Source organism: Capnocytophaga endodontalis (assembly GCF_002209445.1).
GTDB lineage: Bacteria > Bacteroidota > Bacteroidia > Flavobacteriales > Flavobacteriaceae > Capnocytophaga > Capnocytophaga periodontitidis.
In genome coordinates, this window is the sequence record NZ_CP022022.1 from 516,470 (window position 1) to 532,923 (window position 16,454).

The following is a 16,454-nucleotide window of genomic DNA, read 5'->3' on the forward strand; positions in this document are numbered from 1 at the left end:
TTATGAGTAGTCTTTTTGTTATTGGCATCTTTTTGTGCTTTTTCTTAGCGATACTGCTGTTTTCTAAAAAATCTCCATCGTTGTCTGACAAGGTATTGGGGGTATGGCTTATGTGCATTGGTGTTTACTTGCTGAACTACTATCTGCACTATTTGGGTTATTGGGAGAAATACCCGCATTTGGTAGGAGTTACCCATCCTTTCCCGATGCTTTTTGCGCCTTTTTTGTATTTGTACGTATCGGTGTGCGCGCGTGAAGACCAACGTTTTCATTGGCGCGACACTTTGCACTTCCTACCCTTTATACTGGGCTATATAGTGATGTTCCCCTTTTTATTTGGCTATTCAGCAGAAGAAAAGGCAATAACTGATAGTGCTGATTATCACAGTGATTATCAGTGGTTTTTTACACTTTCGTTTATTACTTTTGTAGTAGTGAGTGGGGTGTATTTTGTATTAGCTTATCGGAAAATTAACCTCTATGAGCGGGTGATAGGTGAGAATTTTGGCTATAATGAGGGGATTAGCTTGCAGTGGTTGCAGTTGCTATTGTTAGGTTTTGTGGCTATTGTAGCTGTATTGGTAACGGTGTATGTGGTAGAATATTCTTTAGAAATAGACACAGGATTTAATATAGAAATCATAGCCTTTGCGCTGTTTATATTATTTATTTTTGCGATTGGTTTTTGGGGCATACGCTATCAGGGGATTTTTAGTGCGAGTGGTGCAGGGAGGGTAACAAATCTCTCAGACAAGTTGGACGGGACTGACAAGGTGGAGGAAGTAGAGAATTTTAATAACTTTGAAGAGGAGACTAAAGCGCCAGAGTATCGCAAATCGGGATTGAAAGCTGAAGAAGCGCCCGAACTACACCAACAGCTTTTACAACTAATGCAAACTGAAAAACCTTACCTCGAGCCTAAACTCTCTTTAGCGCAATTAGCGGAAAGGTTAGGCGTACTGCCTAATCACCTATCGCAAATTATCAACCAATACGAAGAAAAGAATTTCTACGATTTTGTGAACAGCTACCGCGTGGAAGAGTTTATCGATTTGGCTAAAAAAGATACCGACAAGAGTTTTAATCTCTTAGGACTTGCTTTTGAGGCGGGGTTTAACTCTAAATCTTCTTTCAATCAGGTTTTTAAGAAATTTAAAGGAAAAACCCCAAGTGAATTTTTAAGTTGAGAGGTAAAATTTGCTAATTTGCTAATTATTTTATACTTTTGTCGCTTTCAATTAATTATAAAATATTAGTGAGCTATGAAAATCTTCAACAATCTTCTCGTGAGGGTGATTTGTGGTATTCTTTTAGGGGTACTCCTCGGTAACTATGCACCAGAATGGTTATACCGCATACTTCTCACTTTTCAATCATTATTTAGCAATTTTCTCAAGTTTGCTATCCCCTTGATTATGATGGGGCTCATTATGCCTTCTATCGCCGATTTAGGCAAGAATGCGGGCAAATTGTTGCTCATCACGGTAGGGATTGCTTATGCTTTTACGCTGTTTTCAGGTTTTTCTACTTATTTAGTGGGCGAGGCTATCTTCCCTTCACTCTTACAAGGCGAACAACTCGCTTCTCTTGCTGAAAACAGTGTGAAATCTGCACCTTATTTTACGATTGAAATGCCCCCACTTGCCGATGTGATGAGTGCTTTAGTTTTCTCGTTTATCATAGGGATAGGTTTATCGTTCAACGAAGAATCTAAACTCACCGATGTGATACGCGAGTTTGGCGATATTATCAAATGGTTGATTATCAAAGCCATTATACCTATATTACCTTTCTACATCTTGTGTATTTTTGCTGAAATTACTTATAGCGGACAAGTGGTTGCTATAATGAAGGTATTCTTCAAACTAATTGTAATCCTCTTTGTAATGCACATTTGCTTGCTCATCATTCAGTATCTTATTGCAGGGGGTATTTCGGGCAAGAATCCTTTCAAAGCCTTGGGTACAATGCTACCTGCGTATGCTACTGCTTTGGGTACTCAATCCTCGGCAGCTACCATACCTGTAACGTTGCGACAATCGCTAAAATTAGGGATTTCACAACGCATCGCAGGCTTTGTCATTCCGCTTTGCGCCACCATTCACCTATCGGGGAGTACAATGAAAATCACTGCTTGCGCCCTTGCATTGATGATGCTCCAAGGGGTACCTTACGATTTTTCTCTCTTTGCCGGCTTTATACTGATGTTAGGCGTGGTGATGATCGCTGCTCCTGGTGTTCCTGGAGGTGCCATAATGGCGACCTTAGGAGTACTGAACACTATCCTCGGTTTTGACGAGAGTATGCAAGGACTGATGGTTGCTCTCTACATCGCTATGGACAGCTTTGGCACTGCCTGCAACGTTACTGGCGACGGTGCTGTAGCACTGATTGTTGATAGAATTGCGAAGAGAGGGGATAGGAGATAGAGGTCTGGTGTCAGGGGAGAGGCTCTATACATTGCACTGCAGGAGCTCTCCCCTGCCCTATAAAAGCAAAAGATAAGGGTGTAATGCTGGGCGATAAAACGTCGTGCTCTACTATTGATAATGACCCTATACAAAACAAATTCGACTTTGGTATATGCAAAATAACCAAACAACCTTGTGTTAACAATATTAAGTTGGGTAATTGGGAAAACTATAAAAAAGATCTCTATTTTGATGAACATCCTGCCCTTACCAATCGCTCTACTATAAAGTGTGCTATGGGTGGTACGATTAAATTTAATACTACGGGGCAAATAGGAGAAGTTCCAGTAGTTTCGGGCGTAAAAACTTATGGTGATAAGGCTAAAACCGAAGCTGAAATACAATTTACCAAACTTGCTTTTCACACTAAGTATGATGTGTGCAGTGATGAAGTAACCGATTTTGTGGATTACAAAAACTTTTATGTACTTACGGATAATAACGAATGTTATCACTGGTTGTTTCTCAGAGAAAACCCCGATGATTACAGCACTATAAAACCCGAAAGTATTCCTTTTACTTGGGAAAGTAATAAGCCCTTAATACTTACCACTACCTTTCAAGTGATAAGTGATGAAGCTATTGAAAAAGTACCTCTTTTACGACTACAACAGCAAGGTGAGGGAGGAGAAAAATATCTATTCAAAGAACGAAAGGCTAAAAGAGCTAAAGGCAAGCGAAAATGTGATGAGTTTACAGTAACATTTATCAGTAAAAATACCCCTTTTAAAAATAGCGTACAGTACATAGAAAATTTTGTACTTACGGTAGAATGTTCTTGGGATGATGGAAAAACTTGGCATAAAGTAGGTAGTAGCCAAAACACTTTGTACATTACTTGGCGAAAGCCTTTGTGGGACAGATTTAGAAAACTTAATTCTGAATGGACTTCTACACAAGTGAAAAATATGAGCGATAATGCCAAACCTTGTATTTTAGAGACTTTATTATACTTGGGCTGCAAACAAGCTCATAGTATACAGTTAGGGAAAGAATCCTCTTCAGAGTTTGAAGAAGCTGTAGCTATAGAAATATTTAAAGCTTTTGAAGGATTAGAAGTAAAACGCGCTCGAGAAGATACTCCCTATAGAACCCCTTTAACCAATGGTTGTATGGGATATTGGAGAGAAATTAGTGTAGCAGACTCAGGAAACCCTATAACAAATAATACAGATCCAAGATCAAAAATGTTTTATGACAAACCTAAAAATGTAGTCTACCAAGTAGGACTTACTTACTACTTCAATCCCGATGTTTGGAAAGATAAGAAAAATTAGAGAATTGGCAAATTAATCCTATGGCAATATCCATAAAACTCAAAAAACGTTGGGATGTTTATCCCACTTTGCAAGAGGTGCTTACAGCAACTCAAAACCTCAGTGTGTCTCCCTTCGGACTTACCGAAGAAGGCTTGCAGGACTTTTGTGGGATAAAACTAGAATACTCTCATGATAAGTATTATTACGATTACTTCGAACTCCCTATCACGGGAATGCAAAAATGCGATTTTTCGGGCTCAAAATGGCTTAATTTCTTACTTGTTTCAGAAGTGTATGAAAACCCTAGTACGATTGAAAACTGTATCTTCAACGAGACGCTTTTTGATACGAGTCTTGCTCGTACAATGATATTTAAACACTGCTCTTTTGATGATTGCACGATCAAAGACCATACTTTTTATGGCATCCTACAATCTTGCTCATTTAAAGGCATACGCAAGAAAAACACCAAACTATTTTTTAACTGCGACCTGATAAAAGACTGTTTGTTTGAAGGCGAAATGCGAAAAATCAACTTTTGGGGTTCTCCTTTAGAAGATTGTGTTTTTAAAGGAACGCTGTATGATTGTTCGTTTGACGGTCTAAAGATGGGGTCTGAAAAATGGAAAAAAGGCTACGTAACTCCCGAAGAGGTAGATAATCGCTTTGATCGTATAGATTTCTCTCAGGCTGAAGTGATGATGAGTAGCTTTGCAGATTGCTATTTAGACCGCGTGAAGCCCTCACCAAACAACTGTTTGGTACATCTCACAGAAGCTTTTTTTAATAAGCTTTGCGAGCTGGTAGAAGCAAAAGCGAGCGATGATGAAAAGATTATGCGTTATGCCAAATCGTTTTATCGTTCGCACCCTCGAACACCTTATACATTCGCTCACCCTAAGGATTTTACGCACCCTAAAGAACCCGAAAGTTTTGTCTTTGCACAGCGACTCTACGACCTTGTTTGCGAGGCAGCAGAAGCCACCAATTGCAGAATAAAGTAAGGTTATAATAGGTTTTGGCAAAGTCCCAAAACTTCGCCAAAACCTATTTTCTTATCTCTTATCTCTTACCTAAAAAACCGCCCGTGCGGCTCGCACCCCATTACTCCCCGCTGGCGCGAGCTTGTAGCTCGTGCCTACTATAAATAGAGCTTGTAGCTCCCCAAAAAATTGCCCGTGCGGCTTGCACCCCATTACTCCCATTATTCCCACTACTCTCACCCCAAATTTGCATATCTATCAATTATACACTACCTTTGCACCCTAATACCTAACACCTGAAACCTAACACCTATGGTATATAATCACAAAGAAATAGAAGCCTTTTGGCAAGAATATTGGGCTAAACATCAAACTTTCAAAGCCCAAAACAACAGTACCAAACCCAAGTACTATGTGCTTGATATGTTCCCTTATCCCTCAGGAGCGGGCTTACACGTAGGGCATCCGCTGGGCTATATCGCCAGCGATATCGTGGCGCGCTACAAGCGTCACAAAGGGTTCAATGTGTTGCACCCTCAGGGGTACGACAGCTTCGGTCTGCCAGCCGAGCAATACGCTATCCAAACAGGGCAACACCCTGCGGTTACTACCGCGCAGAACATCGCTCGTTACCGCGAGCAGCTTGATAAGATAGGCTTCTCATTCGATTGGAGTCGCGAGGTGAAAACTTCCGATCCCGATTACTATCGCCATACCCAGTGGATATTCATACAGTTGTTCAACTCGTGGTATAACAACGCAACCGACAAGGCAGAGCCTATCGAAACGCTCATTGCACTCTTTGAAAAAGAAGGCAATAGCAAGGTAAATGCTGCCTGCGATGATGATACCCCCACCTTCACTGCGGAACAGTGGCGCGCTTTCTCATCAGAACAGCAACAACAAATCCTCCTCAAATACCGACTTACCTATTTGGCAGAGACCGAAGTAAACTGGTGTCCTGCCTTAGGAACTGTACTTGCCAATGATGAAATTGTCAATGGTGTATCCGAGCGTGGTGGTCACCCTGTTATTCGCAAGAAGATGACCCAATGGAGTATGCGCATTACCGCCTATGCCGAACGCCTCTTGCAAGGATTAGACACCATCGATTGGAGTGAAAGCATCAAAGAAAGCCAACGCAACTGGATAGGGAAATCAGTAGGAGCCTCTATCAATTTTACGCTCGCCAGAGGCGAGCACAAAGTCGAGGTCTTCACCACTCGCCCCGACACCCTCTTTGGCGTTACTTACCTTACCCTTGCCCCCGAACACCCCTTAGTATTGCAAATCACTACAGAGGAGCAACGTGCTGAGGTAGAGGCTTATATAGCAGCTACTGCCAAACGTTCAGAGCGCGACCGTATGGCGGATACCAAAACCGTATCAGGGGCATTTACAGGAGCGTATGCCGTACACCCACTCACCGGAAAGCAAATCCCTATTTGGATAGGTGATTATGTATTGGCAAGCTATGGTACAGGGGCTGTTATGGCAGTGCCTGCTGGCGACGACCGCGATTATGCCTTTGCTAAACACTTCAAAGGGGCTAAAGGAATGCCAGAAATGATTAATATCTTCGATAAAGATATTTCAGAAAATGCCTTTACTGACAAAGAGGGAATGACTTACCAAAACTCCGATATTCTCAATGGTTGCTCTAACTTTAGCGAGGCAGTTGCCAAAGTGTTAGCAGCCTTAGAAGCCAAGGGCGCCGGCAAAGCCAAGGTGAATTACCGTCTCCGCGATGCTGTCTTCTCACGTCAGCGTTATTGGGGCGAACCTTTCCCAGTATACTATGAAAACGGCTTGCCACAGATGATAGGAGAGGAGCACCTCCCTATTCTCCTACCCGAAGTAGAGAAATACCTCCCTACCGAAGAGGGTAACCCACCGTTGGGCAATGCGACTACTTGGGCGTGGGATACCATAAACCATAAGGTAGTGAGCAACGAACTTATTGATAATCAAACCATATTCCCGTTAGAATTGAATACTATGCCAGGTTGGGCGGGCTCTTCTTGGTATTGGTTAGAGTATATGATGGAAAAAGACGCACGTGGAACTTTCCCTACCAAACCCGTAGTAGACTACTGGCAAAACGTAGACCTATACGTAGGGGGTAGCGAACACGCCACAGGACACTTGTTATACTCTCGCTTCTGGAACAAATTCCTCAAAGACCGCGGTTTTGCTCCTACCGAAGAACCTTTCAAAAAACTGATAAATCAAGGGATGATATTGGGTATGAGTGCCTTTGCATACCGAGTGTTATGGGAAGTGAAAGATGAGCAAGGTAATGAAGTGAATTTAGTTGAAGTAAAAGAGCTTTCATCTAATAACTTTCCTCCTATATTTGTTTCAAAGAAATTCAAGGATGATAAGTTGGTGATTGTTTTATTAGAGAAGATTTTCCCTAAATATCCTCAATGGGTGGAGTTTATGAAAAAACTCTCAGGAAAAATAATTAATACTATTATCCAACCTATTCACGTAGATGTTTCTCTCCTCAAAGATACTTCTGATGAATTAGATATTGAGAAATTCAAAACGTGGCGCAAAGAATTTGCTAATGCCGAGTTTATTTTAGAAAATGGTGCACTCTACACCCCCTCCTTGGGAGGAAGTCGCGAAGAGCGAGTATGTGAAAAGGGGGAGGATTTCCTCTGTGCTCGCGAGGTAGAAAAGATGTCGAAATCTAAATACAACGTGGTAAACCCTGATGATATTTGCGAACAATATGGTGCGGATACTTTGCGCCTCTACGAAATGTTCTTAGGACCTTTGGAACAAGCCAAACCTTGGAACACGGCAGGTATTTCGGGGGTATATAACTTCTTGCGCAAGCTATGGCGTTTGTATTTCAATGATAATGGCTGGCAAGTAACCGATGAAGCCCCTACACCCGAGATGCTCAAAGCACTGCATAAAACGATTAAAAAGGTAAATGAAGATATCGAGAATTTCTCATTCAATACCTCGGTGAGTCAGTTTATGATATGCGTGAATGAGCTATCAACGCTAAAATGCCACCATAAAGACGTTTTAACGCCTCTTGCGGTACTAGTAGCACCCTTTGCTCCACATATCGCCGAAGAGCTCTGGAAAAGGCTCGGAAATGCCGAAAGTGTAACTTATGCACCTTATCCCGTACACGAGGATAAGTATTTGCAAGAGGACAGTAAGGAATATCCCGTATCGTTCAACGGTAAAGTGCGCTTCAAACGCGCTTATGCTACCAGTATGACTCCTGCTGAGATAGAGCAAGCCATTCTCGCCGATCCTCAAACTGCAGAACAGTTACAAGGCAACACCCCTAAAAAGGTCATTGTAGTACCTAATAGGATTATCAATATCGTAATGTAAATATAAAAAGTCGTTAGTCATTAGTGATTAATGACTTTTTCTTTTTTTTGATCAAAATTATGGATACACTATTTCTCTTGATGCTCCCCATTCTCGGGGTTATTATGTACTTTGTGATGGTACGCAAAAACGCCTTTGAAGAGCGCTTGGCACTTTATCGCCCTCAGCACCAGCTGTCACAAAAGCGGGAGGTTTATTTGAAAGGGGTGCATAAGTTCCGTCTCTGGTTTGTAAGTATCTTCTTTGTAATATTTGTCGCTCCTTCACTCGTCTACTTTATATTGATGTTTCAAGAGAATACAGCTAAATGGTATGTATTATACCCCAATGAAATGATAGTAGAACCTTTGATAATCTTCTTGATTGGTTTTTTAGCTTATTACCTCCTTTCTTACGTGTTCAAACGCAATGAAAAAGCCCTGCGTATGCTGGTAGAACAAATGAGCGATAGTGATTTTGAGTTACTCCTCAAAATAAAAGAGAGATTACCGTTTATCAATAAATACGATACTTCATTTGTATTGTGTAACCATCAGTTATATCTCTTTACTTTCTTTGCAATTCGTGAGATTGACCCTACCAAAATTACCAATATGAACTGGGGAAGATCCAAAAATGGTGTCTCGGTAACCCTCAAAGCTCCCAAACGAACAATGATAATGATGCCTCGAGAAGCATTTCCTTACTTTTTGCAAATCGTTGAACAGTATAATCCAAAACTAAAATGAACAATACTCTCCTCTCTTCCGAAAGACAGCAATATATCAAAAACCAAAACAAATATATCAAACAAGCAGCTGTATTCTTTGCCTGCACTCTCATTGCTACAATAGCGTTTTTTGTAGGGTTATTCTTCTATTTCATTCCAGATAAATCTCACATCTACAACCTTTTGTTGGCAATCTCAGTCGCCGAAATTTTAGCGTTCTACTTTAGCTATCACGTATTAAAAAAGAAAATTCAAAACCAACAAGAACTCATTGCGCAAATGTCGGATACTGATTTTCAGCAGTTGCTCAATACCCAAAAATATTTGTTCCCTTTGATGAAATACAACCCTCCATTTGTGTTTTGTAGAGATAAACTCTACTTGTTTCCCCTTTTTAATATCAAAGAAATCAACCCTACAACTATCAAAATACTGAGTTGGAGGTATTATAACAGACAAAAACGAGGAATGACTTTTATCAAAACGCCTAATACTACCGATGTTGCCAAAATGACAAAAGAGCTATTCCAGCATTTCGCATCGATTATCAAGCTCTACAACCCCAGTGTACAAATCGAAACGCTTTAAAACACCACTGCTAATTGTTAAAAATGTTAATTGTTAATTGTCAATTGTTAATTGTTTTTTATCTTTGCCCCCTAATTTATTGCAAATGACTATCGAACATATTCAAAATGAGCTTATTGAAGAGTTTTCATTCTTTGAAGATTGGACGCAACGTTACGAATATCTCATAGAACTCGGCAAGTCGTTGCCTCTAATAGACGAACAATATAAAACTGAAAATCACCTTATCAAAGGATGCCAAAGTCAGGTGTGGTTACACGCCGAAAAGCAAGGTAACGAACTCGTATTCACCGCCGATAGCGATGCGATTATCACCAAAGGTATTGTCGCTCTCTTAATAAGAGTATTCTCTCATCAAACCCCCGAGAATATCCTCAACGCCGATGTGAGTTTTATCGATAAAATCGGTCTTAAAGACCACCTTTCACCCACCCGCGCCAACGGCTTAGTAAGTATGATTCAGCAAATGAAACAATACGCTCGGCAGGAGTTAGAAAAAAAGAATTAGCTCCAGTTGTCGCTTTTGCGGATTGTCCCCCTTCGGGGGAACGGGGGCTTTATTAATAACTAAAAAAAGATGGACGAAATCATAAACACCGAAGTCCTCGGCGAAAAAATCGTTGAGGTACTCAAAACCATATACGACCCCGAGATTCCTGTAGATATCTACGAACTCGGACTTATCTACGACGTTTTCGTGAACGAAGACCGCGATGTGAAAATACTAATGACCCTCACATCACCCAATTGCCCCGTCGCCGAATCTCTCCCTATGGAAGTGAAAGAAAAGGTGCAAAGCATTGACGAAGTACACGAAACACTTGTAGAAATTACCTTCGACCCCCCTTGGAATCAAGATATGATGAGCGAGGTCGCAAAACTCGAATTAGGACTTTTGTAAACTAAATTTAATAAATCACTTATGAAAAAACTTTTATTTTCAGCTCTATTATTGTCTTCAGTAGCTACTTTCGCTCAGGAAGACGAAACTAATGGCGGTGTAGCTCAAGATCCTACAGCTGCCCCTACCGAAGAAGCTCCTGCTCCTCGTTGGACAAAAGGTGGTAGCGCTTCATTGTTGTTCTCACAAGCTGCTTTCAACCACGATTGGACTGGTGGTGGTTCTAACAACGTTGCTGCTAACCTCGCTGTTAGCTATGCTTTCAACTACAAAAAAGACAAATGGGCTTGGGATAACAATATCTTCATCGACTATGGTCTCACCAAAGTAGATGGCGATGAATATACTAAAAAAACCACCGACCGTTTTGAAGTAAACTCTGTACTCGGTTACCAATTGAACAACCCTCAATGGTACTACTCATTCTTCTTGAACTTCAAAACTCAAATGACCGATGGTTACAAGTATGTAGATAGCCAAAACCGCACGCTTATCAACAAATTGCTCTCCCCAGGTTACTTGCAATTTGGTCCTGGTATGTTGTGGAAAAAGAGTGACAACCTAAAAGTGAACATCGCGCCTGCAACTTCTAAAATTACTACTGCACGCAAGGAATTTACTTCACCTACAGGAGCTCACTACACTCATAACTTCTACGGTGTTGAAGACGATAAAAACATCCGTTACGAACTCGGTTTCTACTTGAACGGCTATGCTAAAGTTAATGTATGGGAAAACGTATCTATCGAGAACATCCTCAGCTTGTACAGCAACTATTTAGATAAACCACAAAATATAGATTTGGATTACACTGCTAACGTAGTGATGAAAGTAAATAAATACTTATCAGCTAACTTTACTTTCCAAGCCATCTACGACGACGATGCTGCACGCGCTTTCCAAATCCGTGAATTGTTAGGATTAGGTTTAAGCTACAAATTCTAATGACGAATGACGAATTACAAATTACAAAAGGACTGTCTTATTAGGGCAGTCCTTTTTTTATTGTGTATCTTGGTATTTAAAAAAATAATAGTACATTTGTAGTCATATTTTAAATATATGTTGCCAGAATTAGAGAAAATAAAAGGAGTACCCCCCAGCGCTATTATCCTGAGAGAGCTTAAGAAATCAGCTATTGAACTTGAGCAATTTCTAAAGGATACAGCACTCTCTTTGCAGTCATTAGATCAAATCACTCCTAAAATTTCTAATGTTTTAGCACAAAAATTTGGTACAACCCCTGATTATTTTTTAAAGTTACAAGAGTATTACAACAAAAAATTAGCCTTAAACAAACTTCCAAAACCCAAACCTGATGTATCTAAAATTAGTAGGATACTATTTTGGGATACCAATTTCGATCAAATAGACTGGATAAAGAGTAAAAAGGCTGTTGTAAGACGTGTATTTGAAAGAGGAAGTCCTCAAGAAAAAGAAGTAATACTAACTTTTTATGGCAAAGAAGAAGTAATAAAACTTCTAAATGAATTACATCAAAAATTAACTAATGAAAGCCTCAAAAATCTACCTGAATACAGTATCCCCATTACTTTTAGAAGTATTCAATCAGTTAACTCTCACCTTTATATAAGTTGATTACTCTGATAATCAATAGATTTTGCAGTATGTTATGTAGAAAAACTGCAATAATTGAGTATGTGCTACAAACGCTACATACAAAAACTTTTGGGATATTTTCTTTTTGTTTAGTTTGTTGGTATTTAGAAAAATAGTACTACTTTTGCCTTATACACTATTGCTGAATTACAGAAGATTTGGAGAAACTTATTGCATACATACAAAAAACAATTCCTAAACTAAAAATAGAGGAACAGATGCTTAGAGAGGCTTTCCAAAAAGAGAGCGTTGTTAAAGATACCTTGTTGTTGGACTTCGGACAAGTGTGTGAGCATTATTACTTTGTAAACAAAGGGGCTCTTAGGATATTCTTTTACGATGATAATGGCGAGGAATACACCAGTTGGATAGCTTTTGAAAATTACTTCTTTACAGAGTAATTTAGTTATACAGATTTACAGAGAATTATATGCCAAGTAGACTGCGGTTGGATAAAGGGCATTAAAACAGAGCTACACAACTTACATTTTGCGCGACCCACTACTTTTGCTACGGGCAATACCTGCCAAATGTGGTTTATAAAAGAAGAAAAAACAGAAGATATACAATGACCCTAAACCTCGATTTCCTCAGTCAGTATTTTACTGAAGTACATTTCGATAAAGATGCCCTCATCACCCGTGCAGGCGATGTGGAGCACTCGCTCTATTACCTCAGCGAGGGCATCGTGCGCTTCTTTTATTACAACCCCACAACCGACAAGGAAACTACCGTAGATATCCTCTTTGCCGAGCAGTTTTTTATGTCGTATGCCTCGTTTGTAAAGCGTGAACCTTCGCTCTTCTCTATTCAAGCACTCAAAGAGGTTACTGCCTATAAAATAGGGCGTGAACACTTGGAACACCTCATTGAAAAGCAAGAATACTTACAAATAAAAGCTGATATCTTGGAACATCTGCTCATTGAAAAGATGCAACGCGAGGCGCAGTTCTTATTGCAATCACCCGAAGAGATTTACCGCAATCTATTGGAAAAAGACCCTAAACTCATCCAAAATATCCCCCTAAAATATATCGCTTCTTATATTGGCATCACCCCTCAAGCGCTCAGCAGGATTAGGAAAAGAATTTTCTAAAAGGTTACTTTCTCATTGAGTTCTTTCAATAATTCTTCCACAAGAGAGAAATAAACTCTTGGATATGTGTCTTTTTCCTGTAGGATTGTAGTCAAGCGAAACCGTAATTTCATACAAAGCTCTGTTCCTAAGGTAGTGTACTTTAAATCCTCTTTCAGCAAATGAGCCAAATTATTATAGTTTTCATCTTCTAATGTGATGATAAGCCATTTCACTTTGCCAAAAAAGTCTCTGGAGATATGTTCTTGGTAGAAGGTGTCAAATAGTTCAAAGAAAGCATCTAAAGCCTTTTCTTTAGTCTTGAATTTGTAGAAGAGTATATCCGCCCAGCCTCTACTATCCCTAAGATGATATTTCTTGCGTAACCAATAGTAAAAGTCTTTATAGAGTATATTGGCTTTTACCTCTTCTTCTTGATTGCGATAATACCAACCATTTAGGAAAGCTTCTAAGCAGAATATATCGTGTTCGCCAATAAATAATTCAGGACGAGGCTTGATAAGGTTAATAAGTTCTATGATGTTCATTACTTATTTCTTTAGCGTGTTAAAAAAAAGGTCATCTATTTGTTTTTCAGTACCTGAGCCTATAGAGACCATTTTGCTGACGTCAGCAAAATGATAGGCTATATTTTCGCCTACACTACTGCAGGAAACCTTTGCTTTTTGAATAATAAGTTCAAAATTACGCCACTGAGAGTACCCCAATAAGGTTTGTAACTCTCTGGCACTCCAGCATTCTATGCCTTCTACTTCTTGGGCGGCTTCCTCAAATTTCTTAAAAAGAGCTTTTATTTCTTCTGCTTTCATTTTGGTATGATGAATTATTTTTCTGCAAAGTTATGGTTTTATTCTTATACTGCCAAAAGCATTTCTTAACCTAAGTTCATTTTTTTGGCGTTTTTTCGGCGTTACTTTGCAGCGTAAAACAAATACAAACTAAAATGAACTTAAAAATGTTACCTATCACGTTTATGATGGCGCTTGCTACCCTTAAAGCTTCCGCCCAAAATCCCGACTTTTTGACCCTTATCAAGGCTGCTACACAAGCACCTTCAGGTCATAACTCTCAGCCTTGGTGGTTTGAAACTTCCGATCACAGTATCGTTATCAAACCCAACTTCGAGAAAGCCCTCCCCGCCGTCGATGGTCAGCATCGCGAACTCTTCATCAGCTTGGGTTGTGCGCTCGAAAACCTCTGTATCAAAGCCTCTGAGCTACAGTACCAAACTAATGTAACCCTCAGTCCCGAGGGGGTCATCACCATTGACTTACAAAAATCAGAAGCTGTTACCCCTGACCCTTTGGCAAGTGTGATTGAAAAACGACAAACCAACCGCTCGGTGTACGACGGCAAACGCATCGACCCTGCGCTATTGCAAAGCCTTGTGGAACAAACAGGAGCAACGGGTATCTTTACTTTTGCCAATGGCACTTCGCTCTTCAAGAAACTCACCGATGCCGTCTTGCAAGGCAATACCGCTCAGATGTCCGATCCTGCTTTTAAAAATGAACTCCTTTCGTGGATTCGCTTCAACAAAAAACACTCTGAAAGCACTCACGACGGACTCAGTTATGCGGTACTCGGGGCACCTAATTTACCCCGTTGGGTTACAGAGCCTATTGTAAAAGGAAGCCTCAAAGCAAAAACCCAAAACAAAACCGACCTGAAAAAGATTCAATCCTCTTCGGATATGGTACTCATCACTACTGCTACAAACGATATCCCCACGTGGATAGCCACCGGTCGCACCCTCGAACGCTTTTTGCTCTTGCTCACCCAAGCAGGCATCGCTCACGCCTACCTCAATCAGCCGTGTGAAGTACCTGAAGTAAATACTTCTCTACGCGAAAAACTCACTGAAAACAACGTCTATCCTCAAATTCTTTTGCGTATCGGCTATGCCAAACCCGTCGCATACTCCAAAAGAAAAGACGTTAAGGAAGTGATGAGGTAATTTGCAAATCTGTGCAGCTCGCACTTTTGGTAAATTTGATTACCTTGATAATCAGTTACTTTCAATTACATTGTAGGGGCGTTTTGCAAACGCCCCTATACATTTTCTAACGCCTAATTTCGTCATTCGTAACTCGTCATTCGTAAATATTTATTACCTTTGCCCCTACATTTGCTAATCTGCTAATTTTCTAATTTACTAATTGAATTTATGAGAGTAGTTATCACCGGAATGGGTATTTATTCCTGCATAGGCACTTCACTGGGCGAAGTGCGTGATTCGTTATACCAAGGTAAATCGGGTATTGTTTTCTTGCCCGAACGCAAAGAATATGGCTATCGCTCTGCCCTCACAGGCTTTGTAGAAAACCCCGACCTCAAAGGTCTCTTGGGTCGCCGCGAGCGTATTTCTATGGGACAAGAAAGCGAATTTGCCTATATGGCAACCCTCGAAGCGCTTAAAAATGCCGGTATCGATAGCGATTTCTTACAGCAAAACGAAGTGGGCATCCTCTATGGCAACGACAGTGTAGCCGAGTCGGTGATTCTTACCAATGACAAGATAAGAGAAAAGAAAGACACTACCCTCGTAGGCTCTGGAGCGGTGTTCCGCACGATGAACTCCACTGTAACGATGAACCTCTCTACCCTCTTCCAACTGCGCGGGGTAAATATGAGCATTAGCGCCGCTTGTGCCAGTGGCTCACACTCAGTAGGTTTGGGTTATTTGCTTATCCAAAGCGGTATGCAAGACTGCGTGATTTGCGGCGGTGCTCAGGAAATCAACAAGTATAGTATGGGCAGTTTTGATGGTCTTGGGGTCTTCTCAATGCGCGAGGGAGAGCCTGCTTTGGCTTCACGTCCTTTCGATGCTAATAGAGACGGTTTAGTGCCCAGTGGGGGCGCAGCTACTTTGGTGTTAGAAAGTTACGAATCGGCAATGAGGCGCGGGGCGACCCCTATCGCTGAGGTGGTAGGCTATGGCTTTTCGTCTAATGGCGGACATATCTCTACCCCCAATGTAGAAGGACCTGCCCGTGCGATGGCGCGCGCCCTCAAAAATGCAGGTATGCAAGCTAATGAAATCGACTATATCAATGCACACGCCACTTCTACCCCCATAGGCGATGCCAACGAAGCAAAGGCTATACACGAGATTTTTGGCAGCCATATCCCTGTGAGTTCCACCAAATCAATGACCGGACACGAGTGCTGGATGGCAGGAGCCAGCGAAGTGATTTATTCCGTACTGATGATGCAAAACAGCTTTATAGCCCCTAATATCAATTTTGAAACCCCTGATGAAGCTTCTGCTAAACTCAACATCATCGCCGAAACTATGGAGCGCCCTATCAACGCCTTTTTGAGCAACTCATTCGGCTTTGGCGGTACAAACTCAGCTTTGGTAATCAAGAAAATTTGAGAATTATAGTCTATCATAATTGATTTGCAAAATTTGTATCGCTACACCTTTCCGTACGAGGTAAGATGTAAAAAGTCTCATT

16 protein-coding genes and 2 pseudogenes are annotated in these 16,454 nt (G+C 40.8%); 16 read left to right on the forward strand and 2 right to left on the reverse strand.

The window, feature by feature from the left end:
- Positions 1-2: 2 nt before the first annotated feature.
- The 14 genes and pseudogenes from CBG49_RS02480 to CBG49_RS02545 all read left to right on the forward strand — a co-directional run bounded on the left by CBG49_RS02480 (position 3) and on the right by CBG49_RS02545 (position 12,993).
- Positions 3-1,187, forward strand: a complete 1,185-nt coding sequence (locus tag CBG49_RS02480) for a helix-turn-helix domain-containing protein (protein WP_088593236.1) — start codon at positions 3-5, stop codon at positions 1,185-1,187.
- A gap of 75 nt (positions 1,188-1,262) precedes the next feature.
- Positions 1,263-2,429, forward strand: coding sequence for a dicarboxylate/amino acid:cation symporter (locus tag CBG49_RS02485; RefSeq protein WP_088593237.1), 1,167 nt, complete (start codon positions 1,263-1,265; stop codon positions 2,427-2,429).
- 83 nt (positions 2,430-2,512) lie between these two features.
- Entirely contained in the window at positions 2,513-3,748 is a 1,236-nt protein-coding gene (locus CBG49_RS02490) for a PAAR-like protein (RefSeq protein WP_236854633.1), read from the forward strand.
- A gap of 20 nt (positions 3,749-3,768) precedes the next feature.
- Positions 3,769-4,734: a pentapeptide repeat-containing protein gene (locus CBG49_RS02495; protein ID WP_088593239.1), complete on the forward strand. Its 966-nt coding sequence runs from the start codon at positions 3,769-3,771 to the stop codon at positions 4,732-4,734.
- Between the two features lie 291 nt (positions 4,735-5,025).
- The gene (locus CBG49_RS02500) at positions 5,026-8,079 is read left to right on the forward strand and encodes a leucine--tRNA ligase (RefSeq protein WP_088593240.1); all 3,054 of its coding nucleotides are present in this window, start codon (positions 5,026-5,028) and stop codon (positions 8,077-8,079) included.
- A 59-nt stretch (positions 8,080-8,138) separates the two neighbouring features.
- Positions 8,139-8,807 (forward strand): hypothetical protein, encoded by a 669-nt coding sequence (locus CBG49_RS02505; RefSeq protein WP_088593241.1) that lies wholly within the window; start codon positions 8,139-8,141, stop codon positions 8,805-8,807.
- Positions 8,804-9,376: a hypothetical protein gene (locus CBG49_RS02510; protein ID WP_088593242.1), complete on the forward strand. Its 573-nt coding sequence runs from the start codon at positions 8,804-8,806 to the stop codon at positions 9,374-9,376. Before CBG49_RS02505 ends, CBG49_RS02510 begins: the two co-directional genes overlap by 4 nt.
- An 85-nt stretch (positions 9,377-9,461) precedes the next feature.
- Positions 9,462-9,884 (forward strand): SufE family protein, encoded by a 423-nt coding sequence (locus CBG49_RS02515; protein ID WP_088593243.1) that lies wholly within the window; start codon positions 9,462-9,464, stop codon positions 9,882-9,884.
- Between the two features lie 69 nt (positions 9,885-9,953).
- On the forward strand, positions 9,954-10,277 hold the full coding sequence (locus CBG49_RS02520; RefSeq protein WP_009413044.1) for an iron-sulfur cluster assembly protein: 324 nt from the start codon (positions 9,954-9,956) through the stop codon (positions 10,275-10,277).
- A 21-nt stretch (positions 10,278-10,298) separates the two neighbouring features.
- The gene (locus CBG49_RS02525) at positions 10,299-11,222 is read left to right on the forward strand and encodes a DUF3078 domain-containing protein (protein ID WP_009413043.1); all 924 of its coding nucleotides are present in this window, start codon (positions 10,299-10,301) and stop codon (positions 11,220-11,222) included.
- A gap of 117 nt (positions 11,223-11,339) precedes the next feature.
- On the forward strand, positions 11,340-11,876 hold the full coding sequence (locus tag CBG49_RS02530; protein ID WP_088593244.1) for a DUF6922 domain-containing protein: 537 nt from the start codon (positions 11,340-11,342) through the stop codon (positions 11,874-11,876).
- Positions 11,877-12,055: 179 nt separating this feature from the next.
- Positions 12,056-12,295: pseudogene (locus CBG49_RS02535) on the forward strand (Crp/Fnr family transcriptional regulator); the annotation flags it as partial.
- 9 nt (positions 12,296-12,304) lie between these two features.
- Positions 12,305-12,469 (forward strand): annotated as a pseudogene (locus CBG49_RS16335) (L-2-amino-thiazoline-4-carboxylic acid hydrolase); the annotation flags it as partial.
- Positions 12,466-12,993, forward strand: a complete 528-nt coding sequence (locus tag CBG49_RS02545) for a Crp/Fnr family transcriptional regulator (RefSeq protein ID WP_088593245.1) — start codon at positions 12,466-12,468, stop codon at positions 12,991-12,993. The pseudogene CBG49_RS16335 and the gene CBG49_RS02545, both read left to right, overlap by 4 nt.
- Here the strand turns inward: CBG49_RS02545 and CBG49_RS02550 are convergent.
- Both CBG49_RS02550 and CBG49_RS02555 read right to left on the reverse strand, forming a co-directional pair.
- Positions 12,990-13,520 (reverse strand): hypothetical protein, encoded by a 531-nt coding sequence (locus CBG49_RS02550; protein ID WP_088593246.1) that lies wholly within the window; start codon positions 13,518-13,520, stop codon positions 12,990-12,992. The two genes, CBG49_RS02545 and CBG49_RS02550, sit on opposite strands and share 4 nt — an antisense overlap.
- Positions 13,521-13,523: 3 nt before the next feature.
- Positions 13,524-13,802, reverse strand: coding sequence for a hypothetical protein (locus tag CBG49_RS02555; RefSeq protein WP_088593247.1), 279 nt, complete (start codon positions 13,800-13,802; stop codon positions 13,524-13,526).
- Between the two features lie 134 nt (positions 13,803-13,936).
- Between CBG49_RS02555 and CBG49_RS02560 the strand changes: the two genes are divergently transcribed.
- Entirely contained in the window at positions 13,937-14,950 is a 1,014-nt protein-coding gene (locus tag CBG49_RS02560; protein ID WP_088593248.1) for an Acg family FMN-binding oxidoreductase, read from the forward strand.
- 210 nt (positions 14,951-15,160) lie between these two features.
- Positions 15,161-16,372: a beta-ketoacyl-[acyl-carrier-protein] synthase family protein gene (locus CBG49_RS02565; protein WP_088593249.1), complete on the forward strand. Its 1,212-nt coding sequence runs from the start codon at positions 15,161-15,163 to the stop codon at positions 16,370-16,372.
- Positions 16,373-16,454: the final 82 nt, after the last annotated feature.

Bases quoted from the DNA above. Each gene is read 5' to 3' on its own strand.
- CBG49_RS02490 (WP_236854633.1), top strand. From the start codon at position 2,513: ATGCTGGGCGATAAAACGTCGTGCTCTACTATTGATAATGACCCTATA.
- CBG49_RS02525 (WP_009413043.1), top strand. From the start codon at position 10,299: ATGAAAAAACTTTTATTTTCAGCTCTATTATTGTCTTCAGTAGCTACT.
- CBG49_RS02505 (WP_088593241.1), top strand. From the start codon at position 8,139: ATGGATACACTATTTCTCTTGATGCTCCCCATTCTCGGGGTTATTATG.
- CBG49_RS02530 (WP_088593244.1), top strand. From the start codon at position 11,340: ATGTTGCCAGAATTAGAGAAAATAAAAGGAGTACCCCCCAGCGCTATT.
- CBG49_RS02520 (WP_009413044.1), top strand. From the start codon at position 9,954: ATGGACGAAATCATAAACACCGAAGTCCTCGGCGAAAAAATCGTTGAG.
- CBG49_RS02480 (WP_088593236.1), top strand. From the start codon at position 3: ATGAGTAGTCTTTTTGTTATTGGCATCTTTTTGTGCTTTTTCTTAGCG.
- CBG49_RS02565 (WP_088593249.1), top strand. From the start codon at position 15,161: ATGAGAGTAGTTATCACCGGAATGGGTATTTATTCCTGCATAGGCACT.
- CBG49_RS02555 (WP_088593247.1), bottom strand. From the start codon at position 13,802: ATGAAAGCAGAAGAAATAAAAGCTCTTTTTAAGAAATTTGAGGAAGCC.
- CBG49_RS02495 (WP_088593239.1), top strand. From the start codon at position 3,769: ATGGCAATATCCATAAAACTCAAAAAACGTTGGGATGTTTATCCCACT.
- CBG49_RS02500 (WP_088593240.1), top strand. From the start codon at position 5,026: ATGGTATATAATCACAAAGAAATAGAAGCCTTTTGGCAAGAATATTGG.
- CBG49_RS02515 (WP_088593243.1), top strand. From the start codon at position 9,462: ATGACTATCGAACATATTCAAAATGAGCTTATTGAAGAGTTTTCATTC.
- CBG49_RS02485 (WP_088593237.1), top strand. From the start codon at position 1,263: ATGAAAATCTTCAACAATCTTCTCGTGAGGGTGATTTGTGGTATTCTT.
- CBG49_RS02545 (WP_088593245.1), top strand. From the start codon at position 12,466: ATGACCCTAAACCTCGATTTCCTCAGTCAGTATTTTACTGAAGTACAT.
- CBG49_RS02510 (WP_088593242.1), top strand. From the start codon at position 8,804: ATGAACAATACTCTCCTCTCTTCCGAAAGACAGCAATATATCAAAAAC.
- CBG49_RS02550 (WP_088593246.1), bottom strand. From the start codon at position 13,520: ATGAACATCATAGAACTTATTAACCTTATCAAGCCTCGTCCTGAATTA.
- CBG49_RS02560 (WP_088593248.1), top strand. From the start codon at position 13,937: ATGAACTTAAAAATGTTACCTATCACGTTTATGATGGCGCTTGCTACC.